The following is a 12,531-nucleotide window of genomic DNA, read 5'->3' as shown; positions in this document are numbered from 1 at the left end:
GGTGCTGTATGTCCAAGATTGAACACTGGGAAGTTGAGGATCAGGGTTTCTGGGAGAATACAGGAAGCAGGATTGCAAACAGGAATCTGTGGATTTCCATCCCGAATCTCCTCCTTGGTTTTGCTGTATGGATCTACTGGGGCATGGTCGCCAAGTACATCCAGAAACTGCACTTCGCTTCCGACGGTGAGCTCTTCAACTTCACCTTCATGAACAACGGTCAGGGCTACGACGACGCTGGCTACCGTGCGTTGATGTTCGCTCTGCCAGCGGTGGCGGGCCTGGCGGGGGCCACGCTTCGCATCCCCAACTCCTTCATGATCGCCATCTGCGGCGGCCGCAACGTCAAGTTCATGACGACGATCCTGCTGATACTGCCCGCCTTGGGTGCAGGCATCGCGCTACAGAATCCAGAGACCCCCTTCCACATCTACATCATCCTGGCCTCGCTCTCCGGGGTCGGGGGCGGAGCCTTCTCGTCGTCGATGTCCAACATCAGCTTCTTCTATCCAAAGCGGATGCAGGGGCTGGCCCTGGGCCTCAACGCAGGACTGGGAAACCTCGGCGTCAGCCTGATGCAGTTCCTGATCCCGTGGGCCGTCACTTTCGGCTTGTTCGGAGGCATGGGAGGCGACCCTTACAAGTACGCCGTGGATGGCGGTACCACAGAAATGTGGATCCAGAACGCAGGCCTCGTGTGGGTGCCCATCCTGGCGACCTGCGTGCTGCTGGCCTTCTTCTTCATGAACAACCTCCCCTTCCACAAGACGGGCTCGACGCCTGTGGCCGTCGGCAAATACCTGTGGCTGACACTTATCGGTTTTGTGGGCGCCTGGGTTGCGATTGTTCTGCTGATCATCCCCTGGGGTGGATTCCCGGTCCTGATCAAGACCTTCATCGTGGCGATCGTGGCGGTGTTGATCACCCTGGGAGGGATGCGGTTTCTGACTCCCAAGGCTATCCAGGAACCGCTCAAGAAACAGTTCTCAATTTTCAGCGAAAAGCACAACTGGATCATGACCTATCTCTACGTCATGACCTTTGGCTCCTTCATCGGCTACGCCAATGCTTTTCCCAAGCTCATCGACGATGTGTTTGGCGTCTACGCGGTGGGCGCCAAGGCCGGAGAGCCCACGGGCCTGTCGTCAGCAGCCTACATCTGGATCGGCGCGGGAGTGGGTGCCCTTCTCCGTCCCGTCGGCGGGTGGATCTCCGACAAGTTCGGCGGCGCCCGGGTGACCCACTGGGACACCATCATCATGATCATCTCGACCATCGGTGCCGGCTATCTGGTTTCGCTGGCGATGGTTTCCGAGGACCCGAGACAGTATTTCATACCCTTCCTGTTGACCTTCATCGTGCTCTTTGCCACAACGGGGATCGGAAACGGCTCGACCTTCCGCATGATCGGCGTCATCTTTGACAAGGACAAGCGGGGACCGGTGTTGGGGTGGACCGCAGCCATCGCAGCCTATGGCGCCTACCTTATCCCCAAGATCTTCGCCACTCAGATCGAGGCTAAAACCCCACAGTATGCGCTGTACGGATTCGCCGTCTACTACGCAACATGCTTGGTGCTGAACTGGTGGTTCTATGCGCGCAAGAATGCTGAAATCCCCTGCTAACCCAACCCCTTCCTTTTCGGAGATTGATCAATGGAAGTGAGAAACAAGGCAACGAGCATTGATCTCTTCAGCTTGAAAACCCCCCAGATGAGGGCATTTCACATGTCCTGGTTTGCCTTCTTCCTCTGTTTCTTTGCCTGGTTTGGGATTGCTCCCCTCATGGCGGTGGTTCGGGGAGAACTGGGCCTGACAAAGGCACAGATCGGCAATACGATCATCGCCTCTGTCTCGATTACGTTTGTAGCCCGCCTGTTCATTGGCTGGCTCTGTGATCGCATTGGCCCTCGCCTTAGCTATACCTTCCTTCTATTGGTCGGGTCTCTTCCTGTAATGGCCATTGGACTGGCGCATGACTATGCGACATTCTTGCTGATTCGGTTGGGGATCGGAGTCATTGGCGCTTCTTTTGTCATTACCCAGTACCACACCTCTGTGATGTTTGCTCCAAATGTCGTGGGAACGGCCAACGCCGCTTCTGCAGGTTGGGGAAACATGGGTGGTGGAGTGACCCAGATGGTAATGCCACTGATATTTGCGGCCTTCCTTGCATTTGGTTTGACGGGAGAAACCAGTTGGCGCCTCTCCATGGTTGTTGCTGGAGCAGTTTGTTTTGTGACGGGGCTAGCCTACTACTTCTTCACCACGGATCTGCCCGATGGCAATTTCAAGGAACTGAGGAAACGGGGCGAGTTGGCGACATCCCGGAAAAAGTCTACCTTCTTCCTGGCCGCAAAGGACTACCGGGTCTGGGCCCTCTTTCTGATCTACGGCACCTGTTTTGGAATTGAACTGACAATCAATAACATCGCTGCTATTTACTACATGGATACTTTCGATCTCGGTCTCCGAACGGCGGGTCTGATCGCAGGACTCTTCGGCCTTATGAATATCTTCGGTCGCGCCTTGGGCGGTTTCATCAGTGACAAGTTTGTGAGAAAGGGAGGGCTTCGTGGGCGAGTTCACTGGCTGTTTATCGCCTTGCAGCTGGAAGGAATTGCGCTTCTCCTCTTTTCACAGATGAAACTTCTTGCTTTGGCGATTCCCGCCATGATCGTTTTCAGCCTTTTCGTACAGATGTCCGAGGGTGCCACCTTTTCCGTTGTTCCCTTCATAAACAAGAAGGCCCTTGGCTCAGTTGCCGGTATTGTGGGGGCAGGGGGGACCATGGGTGCAGTGGCTGCGGGCTTCCTCTTCAGAATGGAGGGAGTCAGCTATCCCCAAGCCCTGATGATTCTGGGGGGGATCGTTGCCATGACAGCTTTTGCTGCTTATCTGGTCAAGTTCAAACCCAGTGAGGAGGCTGCGGCTGCAGAAGAATTCAACCTTGCTCTGGAACGTCGGAAAAAGGAGAGCAAGGATCAAGTCCCCATTCAGGATCTCATCCCCGGAATCAAGCACATTCGCCCCATGGACGCTTTGAGGATCTACTTGGGGATTGCCCTGATGATCAAGGGGATCTACTTCATTATGAACATGTCCGTTCTGGAGGCAACTCTCAGTGAAGGGCTGGGACAGGCACAGACGATGATTGCCTGGTCAGTGGTATCTGCCCATATCGTAGCAGGGGCAAGCCTGGCACTTGGATTTATCACACGTGCTGCTGCAGGCGCAAATGCACTTGTCCTCTTGGGGGCGGTCATTTACGGATTGATTGGCAGTTCAAGTGGAAGCGTCCTGGGCGGGAACATCAACTTTCAGTTCAATATCTATGTGTTCTTTTCGCTCCTTCTCTTGGTCTGGAGAGGCTCGGGTCCCTTTTCTCTGGACCATCTTCTCCGAATCGATGCAGAGGAGTAGCCGGAGCTGTTCTAATTTCCTTGTCTTGTCAAGAGAAGGGGCAATGCCCACGAGTTCCCCACTCTATTCGCTTGCCCGGAGGGTGGCAGATCCTATCTCTCCAGCGCCTTTCGGATCGCCTTGAGTTCATTGATTACCTCATTCAATCCGTGATCTTCTTCAGGAGTCTCCTCATCTGCAGTCGTGGGAGACATTCCGCCCCGAAATGCCCTGAGTCTTTCTGCCACGATCCCATAGATCTCATGAACATTGGGCAAGCCAACCAGACTTTCTTCCGCTCCCGTGGAGCCGCTCATGCCGGCCGTCTGGATGTTCAGAGTCCCCATATTGAAAAACCAGCGGTCAAAGATCCCTCGATTGATCTTGATGTTTGTAACCGTGCGATAGGGCACGTGCTTGACGCTCTTGGTCACAATACCGACATGAACGATGACTTCATCGTGGGCAATCTCATATCGCAGGCTACGAAAATACGGGGCGACTAAGAGAAGCGAAATCAACCAGAGCCCGAGGCAGGAATAGAGAGACAGTTTGAGGAAGGTCTCGGTGTTGGTTCCGTCCTGGGAAATCAGATAGGCCAGCCCGTAAAGAAAGAGGGCAGTTGCCAGCGCAAAAAGAGTCAGAATCAGGTACTGCTTTGCAATGTAGCGAGTGCTGGGGATCATGCTCAGTTTGTCCATGATACCTCCTTTTCACGAATGCTCGCAGAATGTCAATCAGAATACAAGGACAGATCCGCATCTTGTTTTCCTTCCCTTGCTCCGCTAGGATGCCCGTATGCAGCGGATTCTGATTGAAAATGCACATCTTCTCCGACCCGGAAGGGAGTCTTTACCCTCTGCCTGGATTGGAATCGAGGGGGAGCACTTTGCCTATGTCGGCGAGAAGGCTCCGGAAGATTGGCGTGATGCCCGGCGCATGGATGCTTCGGGAATGATCGCTCTTCCCGGCATGGTCAATGCGCACACCCATGTGGGGATGACGGTCATGCGGGGCGCAGCCGACGACATGCTGCTCATGCCCTGGCTGGAACAGAAGATCTGGCCCATGATTGCTGCCATGACTCCGGAAGACCGGGCCTGGGCAGCTCGCCTGGCCTTTCTGGAAATGATCCGCGGTGGCACGACCTGTTTCGCGGACATGTGTGTGGATGTAGAGGCCATGGCTCCAGCACTGCAAGAAATGGGAGCAAGGGCCTCTCTCTCCGAAGCCCTGATTGAGGCCCAGGATCCGGGGCGCAAGACTCTTCGAAGAGCGGCGGCTTACGCAGGGAACTCAAATTCCCGGGATTCCAGGGTTCGGTTTCTGATGGGGCCTCATGCACAATACACCTGTTCCAATGACTATCTGGAGGAAGTCCTGAAGCTGGCCGAAAGCTACCAACTCGGCATTCATGTCCACCTATCGGAGACTGCCGGAGAGATCGCTTCCTGTGTGCAGCAACATGGAAAGAGTCCCGTGGAAGTTCTGGATGATCTTGGACTCTTTGAGCGTCCGACGCTGGCAGCGCACGGGATATTTATGTCACAGGAAGACCGGGAGATCCTGTCCGAAAGAGGGGTCACGGTGGTTCACAATCCGACTTCAAACATGAAGATGGGCGCCGGTGCGATGGACTTTCAGGCGCTGGAAGATGCAGGGGTCAACATGGCTCTGGGAACCGACAGCACGGCGAGCAATAATCGTCTTTCCATGTTTCGGGAGATGCGACAGGCGGCACTCATGCAGAAGCTGGTCTTCTCGGATCCCGAGCGACTTCCCGCTGAAAGGGCTCTGGAAATGGCAACACTGGGTGGAGCCAGGGCGCTGGGACTGGAAGAACAGATCGGACAGGTGGCCCCCGGTTTTGAGGCAGACCTGGTTCTTCTGAAACTGGAGGAGCCTCACGCTCGCCCGCTTCACAGCGCGTCCTCCCAGGTGATCTACTCGCTTGATGCCAGTGATGTGGATACGGTCTTTCTGGCGGGGCGCTGTCGACTTCGCGGAGGAGAGTTCACCGATCTCGATGCAGATGAGATCTTCGCCCACTGCGATGAGATCGCAGAGAGGATTGCACCATGAATTGGATCCAGATCTTCTAAAGTTGAATTGTATGATCTGTGTCAATTCTGGGCCTCTGCTCGTGGGGGGGCACAAGTCATTGTAATCACTTTCTTACCCTGCAGTGGGCAGGGGAGTGACGGATCTGCTATAATCAGGCATGTGCTTCGGAGGAAACCTGCGTTCTGGCGTCTTGTCCGCCCTTTGTCTCGTCATGCTCTTGATGGCGCAGCCTCTGAAGGCCTGTCGCCTCTGGGCCGCAGTGTCCGATTCCCTTCCTTCTACTATTATAGAGGAACATCTGCTCACGGAGCCCTTTTCTCTGGAAGTCCTGAGCCAGGCCCATCGAAATGGCTGGGGCCTGAGTTTCTTTGAAGAAGGTATGCACTACCTGAATCGCGGCCTGCCTCCGGCCTATGAAGATTCCCTCTTTGATGTCGCCGTTGACACTCTCCTGCAAAGCCGGTCCCAGTTGGCTCTTGCCCACATCCGCAACTGCAGTTCCGGACTTTGTGACATTCCCGATCCTCATCCTTTTAGCCGGGACTTTCTCGGCAAACCCTGGCTTCTGGCGCACAATGGCGACATCGACAAGCAGGTTCTCCTGTCCCTGATCGATCCTCTTTTTCTGGATTCACATCCACCTCATACCGGTTCCAGCCCGGAGGAGTGGGTGGATAGCGAACTCTATTTCCTCTACCTCCTTCAGGAATTGGAAATCTCTGGTGGCGAACTCCTTCCCGCTCTTGCCGAGGTTGTTCTTCAACTGAGACTTCGCCTGCCCGGGGAGTACGCATACCTGAACATCCTGCTCACGGATGGAGAATCCCTCTGGGCCTACCGTGAGGGAGTTTCCCTCTACTGGAAACAGGGGGGAGTGGAAACGACGCCCTACACGGCGGTCGCGTCCCGCTATCCGGGAGAGACACAGGAGGACTGGCAGGCTCTGGACAATGGAGAGCTTCTGGAGTTGCGAGCCGGGCAGTCGCCACAGCTTTTCCAGATCGAAGACTACTTCGACTGGTCACCAGCTCCCCCGAACCTTGATACGGTGCAATTCCGGGCCTGGCCCAATCCCGGTCTTTCCGCTCCGCGCCTTAGCTTTCAACTGGACAGGTCCCAGCCTCTGGAGATCACCCTTCATGATCCTTCGGGACGTCTTCTGAAGCGGATTGCCAAAGGTGAATTCGCCCGGGGAGAACATGTTCTGGAGTGGCAACACGGGACGCTTCCCGCTGGTGTGTATCTTGCCAGACTTCGGCTTGCAGACCGGCAGATTACGCAGAAGCTGGTCCTGCTGAAGGGAAAGCCATGAAGACCCGGCAATATCTGCCTCTCTGCCTCCTTGTCATTCTGCTTTTGAGTCAGTCTGAGTGGAATCGTGAGCCTGCAAAGATCACGGGGGCCTTTGGGAGTCTGGAGTTCTGGCAGATGAGCCGAGCCTATCCCGGCACGCAGTTGCCGGAGGGTAAACTTCAGGCTGCCTGGGAAAAAGTGAGTGCGATGCGCAGCGAGCATTCCCGGGATGAAGTACCCCCGCCCTGGCATTCGCTCGGTCCCGTGAACATCGGGGGAAGAACCCTGAGTCTTGCCTTCAACCCGCAGAATCCGATGACCCTCTGGGCAGGTTCTGCCAGTGGAGGACTGTGGAGAAGCCACACAGGTGGTTTCGGGGCGGAAGCCTGGTTTCCGGTGGAGACCGGCTTCCCCGTCCTCGGTGTGGGTGCGATTGCCGTGGCTTCCGAAGATTCGATGACCATCTATATCGGCACAGGCGAGGTCTATCATTATCGCAATGCCGACGGGGGGCTGGTTCAACGCACTACACGAGGGAGCTATGGAATAGGGATTCTGAAAAGTACCGACGGGGGGGAGACCTGGCAGAAGAGCCTGGACTGGAGCATGCAGGAGAAGCGTGGGGTTCAGGCTCTTGCGATCAATCCCCAGAATTCCTCTACCCTGTTTGCTGCAACGAGCGAAGGCACCTGGCGTAGCCGGGATGCAGGCAACACCTGGACTCAGGTTCATAGTGCGGTGATGGCTACCGACCTGGTCTTCGCCCCGAACGATACTACGACAATCTACATGGCCAGCGGCTGTGACCAGACTCCCGGCTTCGGCATTTATCGCAGCCGGGATGCGGGGGACAACTGGACTCGGCTATCCGGCGGATTGCCGGAGGACTGGTATGGCAAGACACGCCTGGCCGTCACGGAGCAGATGCCGGACGCAGTTTTTGCAAGCATCGGAAAACACAATGGATACAATGGCTCTTCTGCCAGTTTCCTTATGCGGAGTCTGGACGGCGGGGATACCTGGTTTCTGGCCTGCCTTGCGAACTATTCCAGCTTTCAGGGTTGGTACTCCCATGACCTTGCCATCTGCCCATCGGATTCCATGAGGGTCCTTGCTGCGGGAATCAAGGTATGGCGATCGGAGAACATGGGGGAAGATCTGCAGGCGGTCAGCGAGTCGCACTACATTCATGATGTGCCGCCCGCTGGCGGACCGGAAGGCCCTCCCGAATACTGCCACGTGGATGTTCATGCCATCGAGTGGATGCCGGGATCAGCTGATGTCGCCTACTTCGCAACAGATGGGGGAGTGTTCTGTAGTGAGGACCTTGGGGACAGTTACCTGGGCCTCAATGGTGGCTTTCAGACCACGCAGTTCTATAATGGCTTCTCCTCCTCTTCGCAGGATTCCATGCTTGCCATCGGTGGTCTGCAGGACAACTACACGGCGATCTATGAAGGCACGGGTGAATGGCGTCGCGCACTGTTCGGTGACGGAGGCTGGAGTGCGATCCACCCTGACAATGATGACATCCGTTTCGGAAGTTATCAGTGGTTGAAAAACCTCTATCGAACGAGCAATGGCGGGGATTACTGGGAACAGATGGACTTTCCTGAGATTGGTGATGCCTGTTTCCTCTCACCCTTCCTCCTCTGCCCCTCTCGTCCGGAGAGGATGTATGCCGGACGATCCTATCTTCTTCGCTCGGACAACACTGGATCCGAGTGGACGGTCATGAACAGCGGTTCCGAGATTGACGGGAATCCGATTCTCTCGATGGGAGTGTCCCATAGCAATGAGGATGTTCTCTATTGCGCTACGGCTCCCGTTTCCGATCGCAGTCGTGTTTACCGTAGTAGTGATGGAGGCCAGACCCTTCAGGAGATCACGGGATCTCTGCCCGATCGCTACCCCGTGGATCTCTGTGTCGACCCGCAGAATGATCAGACGCTTTATCTCAGCTTCGGGGGCTTCGGCACATCGCATCTTTTTCGAAGCCAGAATGCCGGGGCAAGCTGGGAAGACATTGGAGCGGGACTTCCGGACCTCCCCTGCAATGCGGTCTGTGTGGACCCGCTTTCCTCAGGGAACCTTTACGTTGGCAACGACCTCGGTGTCTTTGCATCCGAGGATGGCGGGGCAAGCTGGTTTGAGTTTTTTGAAGGGCTTCCCGAAGCGGTTATTGTCATGGATCTGGAGATTTCCGAAACCAATCGCGCCCTTCGTTGCGCAAGCCATGGCCGGGGTGTATTTGAGCGCCCCCTTCTTCCCGTGGACGTGACCTCGAGTGTAACACCATCTCCGGAGCTTTCCCTTTCCGCCTACCCCAACCCCTTCAATCCACAGACCACGATTCGCATGAGCCTCACGCGCTCTTCCCGGCTTCGTCTGAGAGTACATGATGCTCGCGGAAGACTGGTGAGGGAACTTGTCTCCGGTGAGTTCGCCGCAGGGGAACATCGTGTTCAGTGGGACGGAAGGAGCGATCAGGGGCAGGAACTTGCAAGCGGTGTCTACTTCGCACGCCTTGTAAGCAAGGGGGATGTCTCGCAACTTCGCCTGATTCTGCTGCGCTGATCAATACATCGCTTTAAGTTCACTCCAACTGCTAGCCGTGACTCCAGTCCCGAGTCCACTTGCGAAATATCCTGAACCATCCCAGTAATTCAGCCCATCGTCATTGATGCCGTCGTTTCTCTCATAGAGAGTTCCTTCAAAGAGGATCTCATTGTAGTCTCCCGAGCCTCCGATATAGGGCCACAGGTCATTGTTGTAGATCTCGGCAAGGGACATGGCGTGGTAGATCTCGTCATCCACACTGAGTCCCACACTCAGGTACTGAATATCCGGGATGCCCCCGGTCCCGTCATTTGCAGGATCATATTCCTGTTCCAGGCTGGTAAAACTCCCAAAGAGAAGAGTGTGCATTCTCGTTCTGGATGGATCGTTGACAGGAAGTCCGTTTTCCGGGCTGTAATAGTCCAGGGTCCAGTAACAGGGAGTTCCGCCATGTGGCTCAAACTCGAAAACAGGATTGACACCACTGTCCAGGGTGTGAAGTGCGTGAGCCATGTAGTCTGCATGACCTGCTCCCGTTGCGAAGGGGGAAAAGATAGAGATGTTGCATCCGTGGTTTTCCGGATCCGGGAGCCAGGCAGGAGTCGCGAAGTCCAGAACTCCATTTGCCAGCTCAATCCATGCGATGTTCAGCGCGCTTTCCTCCGGCCCTCCGGTTTCAGGGTCAAGGACATCCGGGTTGTAATGGACAATCAGTGTGCCGGAAACCGGTGTGATTATCGTTGCTATTGATACGGGAGAACAGAATAGGATGGGAAAGAGAACGAGGACAACCTTGATCCAGTGCATACACTACCTCCTTATGACTGATTTATAACCCTGTTTCTGCGTTATGCAAGGGAAAATGCAGAAGCTGGACGACTTGGAAAAACTCGTCTATAGTCTATAATTGTGTTGCTTTGGGGCGCCGAAAAGCTGCGCGTGGACACACACCGACCCTGGGGCAGTCATTGAGGAGGGGCCATGCGAGCGATTCTGTCTGTTCTGTTGATGACTCTATTTCTTCCGGCATTCGCAGGCGAATGGGAAGTGGTTTACGAGTTTCCCCAGTGGCTGACACTGCTTGACATCAGTTGTGTCAGCCCGGATGAGGTCTGGGCTATCGGTCTCAATGAGCAGACGAACAGCAACCAGATCTATTACTCATCCGACGGGGGAGAAAGCTGGACACTCCAGTACTCCGGAATGGATCTCTCCATCTTTCTTCTCGGAATCGACATGTTGAATCCTTCGCAGGGTTTTATCTCCGGTAGCTACATGATATTCATGCCGGACGCCGAGGGCTGCGGCGCCATGACCACAAATGGTGGCGCGGTCTGGGATCCTGTAGAGCCGCCCTTCCTTTCCCTGGTTGCGAATTACCTGACAGTAACGGCCGTGAGCGAGCAGGAAGCCCACATGGTGGGCTCCTGGAGTTTCGACAACTTGACAGGTCTCTATTCCACCTACGATGGAGGCTCTTCCTGGGAAACTCACACGGCTCCCGCTTCGCATGCCCTTCGCTATCTGAGTGTGCAGGGAAACGAGTTCTGGGCAACGGGCGGGACCTGGCCGGAAGAGGAGGGGCTCTCGGGCCAAGAACCCTCGCTCTCCCGTTTCCATGAGTATGTACCCGGACAGCCCCGCAGTGAAGGCGGTCGCCCTGGCCAGTATGAGGCTTCGATCTGGTATTCTCCTGATGGTGGGTCAAACTGGACGGAACAGTTTTCCAGCACCGGTATCGGCTACATGAACGGTATCGTCATGGTCGACTCTGATTTCGGCCTTGCCGTGGGTGCCGGAGACTTTACGAGCCAGATCTATCGAAGCACCAATGGGGGAGACACCTGGACCCGCATTCACTTCCCTTCAGAAGACGAGCACATTCTGGTGGAACTTCGCATGGTAAGCGAGACAGAGGGATGGGCTGTGGGCTACAACCCCAATGGGCCGGAAGGTCAGCCCGGAAGCTCCATACTGGGAACCAGCGACGGGGGACTGACCTGGGCGCTCGAAGCGATCAACGAGCCCTGTGGTCTTCTCGGCCTGGACATGTATGACGAGCATCGCGGTTTTGCCTGTGGCGGAAACAACCTGAAGATCTCTCGCGTGATTCGCTACGACGATGGTTACTATGGGGGCGATACGGCTTCGCCCGCAGAGCTCCCTGTCTGTCGCCTGTCCAGCCATCCAAACCCCTTCAACCCCAAAACGACACTGCTCTTCGAATTGGAAAATGCAGGACATGTGCGTCTGGAGCTTCTGGACCTGTCGGGCCGCTCCCTCCGTCTCCTCACAGACGCGTCCCTTTCTGCGGGTGAACACCGTGTGGAATGGGATGGAAGGGATGATGCCGGACATGCAGTGAGCAGTGGAGTCTATTTCGCCCGCCTGCAGCATGAAGGGGGCAGGGAATTCCGGAAGCTGCTTTTGATGAAATAGCTGCAAGGGGGCATGGCATTTACCATGCCCCCACAGAGCTAAAATTCCCGGTGGCCCATGTAGTCCAGTCTCAAGTGAGTGGCGATGATCGAGCCACTGTACTGACCTGTTCCTCCCTGGTTGCTTGCGGTGGCCTGCAAACCCAGGAAGAGAGGGACACCAGAGTGAATCAGATTCCGAAAGTCTTCAGCAAGTTCCAGTGTGCCCGCACACTCGGCACCCCCTGGCTGGTTGAAGTGAGGGAAGTCCAGAGTATACAGGGGTTCTTCTTCCCAGATCTCCGGTTCATTGAATTCAGAAATGTAGACAGAGACCTCCGCACTTAGGTCGATGTCCCCATTGGAAACATGGGTCAAGGATTCGAGACCCAGAAATATCAGGATCTCGTCTGTGACAACATACTCTTCAAAGGCCTCGGAGAGTTGAATCTCAACGACCGGAGCGTCCAACCATGTGTGTTGAAAGTCGGGGTCAGGGTCGGTGATGTCGAGAGAAAAAGTACGGTCATCAGCATCGATCCACTCGGTCAGGTCAATGCTGGACTGAATGAGAAAGGTCCGACCGCAGGCGAGAGAAAGGACAAGGATGCAGAGCGAAATGAAGAACAGGGTGTTCGGACGGGACATAAAACTTCTTATTAGTAGCATCCCATCCAATGCCTTAGAGATAAGATATTCCTACCATAACAGCGATGTGGCGTCAAGTTTCCCGCAGGATTGCCGAAAACCCTAGGGACACGCTGTGCCCGGGAATGCTATAATTGTAGACCCCTAGG

The 12,531-nt window shown here is 55.4% G+C and carries 9 protein-coding genes and 1 pseudogene; 7 read left to right on the top strand and 3 right to left on the bottom strand.

Annotation, left to right across the window (positions count from 1 at the left end; genetic code table 11):
• Positions 1–8: 8 nt before the first annotated feature.
• The 3 genes and pseudogenes from QGH30_02070 (at position 9) to QGH30_02060 (ending at position 3,422) form a co-directional block, all read left to right on the top strand.
• Positions 9–1,625 (top strand): MFS transporter, encoded by a 1,617-nt coding sequence (locus tag QGH30_02070; protein ID MDP7021121.1) that lies wholly within the window; start codon positions 9–11, stop codon positions 1,623–1,625.
• A 30-nt stretch (positions 1,626–1,655) separates the two neighbouring features.
• Positions 1,656–2,915 (top strand): annotated as a pseudogene (locus tag QGH30_02065) (MFS transporter).
• Positions 2,916–3,032: 117 nt separating this feature from the next.
• Positions 3,033–3,422, top strand: a complete 390-nt coding sequence (locus tag QGH30_02060) for a DoxX family protein (GenBank protein ID MDP7021120.1) — start codon at positions 3,033–3,035, stop codon at positions 3,420–3,422.
• Between the two features lie 92 nt (positions 3,423–3,514).
• Here the strand turns inward: QGH30_02060 and QGH30_02055 are convergent, their stop codons facing one another.
• Positions 3,515–4,102 (bottom strand): PH domain-containing protein, encoded by a 588-nt coding sequence (locus QGH30_02055; GenBank protein ID MDP7021119.1) that lies wholly within the window; start codon positions 4,100–4,102, stop codon positions 3,515–3,517.
• Between the two features lie 97 nt (positions 4,103–4,199).
• Here QGH30_02055 and QGH30_02050 point away from each other — a divergent pair, with 97 nt between their 5' ends.
• The 3 genes from QGH30_02050 (at position 4,200) to QGH30_02040 (ending at position 9,335) form a co-directional block, all read left to right on the top strand.
• Entirely contained in the window at positions 4,200–5,483 is a 1,284-nt protein-coding gene (locus QGH30_02050) for an amidohydrolase (protein MDP7021118.1), read from the top strand.
• Between the two features lie 172 nt (positions 5,484–5,655).
• A complete protein-coding gene (locus QGH30_02045) occupies positions 5,656–6,777 on the top strand; it encodes a class II glutamine amidotransferase (protein ID MDP7021117.1) in 1,122 nt (373 codons plus the stop codon).
• Entirely contained in the window at positions 6,774–9,335 is a 2,562-nt protein-coding gene (locus tag QGH30_02040) for a FlgD immunoglobulin-like domain containing protein (protein MDP7021116.1), read from the top strand. Before QGH30_02045 ends, QGH30_02040 begins: the two co-directional genes overlap by 4 nt.
• On the opposite strand, the gene QGH30_02035 is transcribed toward QGH30_02040, so the two are convergent.
• Positions 9,336–10,124, bottom strand: coding sequence for a hypothetical protein (locus QGH30_02035; protein MDP7021115.1), 789 nt, complete (start codon positions 10,122–10,124; stop codon positions 9,336–9,338).
• Between the two features lie 174 nt (positions 10,125–10,298).
• On the opposite strand from QGH30_02035, the gene QGH30_02030 reads away from it, so the two are divergent.
• On the top strand, positions 10,299–11,756 hold the full coding sequence (locus QGH30_02030; protein MDP7021114.1) for a FlgD immunoglobulin-like domain containing protein: 1,458 nt from the start codon (positions 10,299–10,301) through the stop codon (positions 11,754–11,756).
• A gap of 38 nt (positions 11,757–11,794) precedes the next feature.
• On the opposite strand, the gene QGH30_02025 is transcribed toward QGH30_02030, so the two are convergent.
• Entirely contained in the window at positions 11,795–12,382 is a 588-nt protein-coding gene (locus QGH30_02025; protein MDP7021113.1) for a hypothetical protein, read from the bottom strand.
• Positions 12,383–12,531 lie beyond the last annotated feature (149 nt).

The sequence above is a fragment of the Candidatus Krumholzibacteriia bacterium genome (genome assembly GCA_030748535.1).
Taxonomy (GTDB): Bacteria; Krumholzibacteriota; Krumholzibacteriia; order JACNKJ01; family JACNKJ01; genus JASMLU01.
This window is presented reverse-complemented; position numbering and strand designations above follow the sequence as displayed.

What these genes read in the sequence shown, in the direction of transcription:
- QGH30_02050 (MDP7021118.1), top strand. Translation starts at nt 4,200, where the DNA reads ATGCAGCGGATTCTGATTGAAAATGCACATCTTCTCCGACCCGGAAGG.
- QGH30_02060 (MDP7021120.1), top strand. Translation starts at nt 3,033, where the DNA reads ATGGACGCTTTGAGGATCTACTTGGGGATTGCCCTGATGATCAAGGGG.
- QGH30_02070 (MDP7021121.1), top strand. Translation starts at nt 9, where the DNA reads ATGTCCAAGATTGAACACTGGGAAGTTGAGGATCAGGGTTTCTGGGAG.
- QGH30_02025 (MDP7021113.1), bottom strand. Translation starts at nt 12,382, where the DNA reads ATGTCCCGTCCGAACACCCTGTTCTTCATTTCGCTCTGCATCCTTGTC.
- QGH30_02040 (MDP7021116.1), top strand. Translation starts at nt 6,774, where the DNA reads ATGAAGACCCGGCAATATCTGCCTCTCTGCCTCCTTGTCATTCTGCTT.
- QGH30_02035 (MDP7021115.1), bottom strand. Translation starts at nt 10,124, where the DNA reads ATGCACTGGATCAAGGTTGTCCTCGTTCTCTTTCCCATCCTATTCTGT.
- QGH30_02055 (MDP7021119.1), bottom strand. Translation starts at nt 4,102, where the DNA reads ATGGACAAACTGAGCATGATCCCCAGCACTCGCTACATTGCAAAGCAG.
- QGH30_02030 (MDP7021114.1), top strand. Translation starts at nt 10,299, where the DNA reads ATGCGAGCGATTCTGTCTGTTCTGTTGATGACTCTATTTCTTCCGGCA.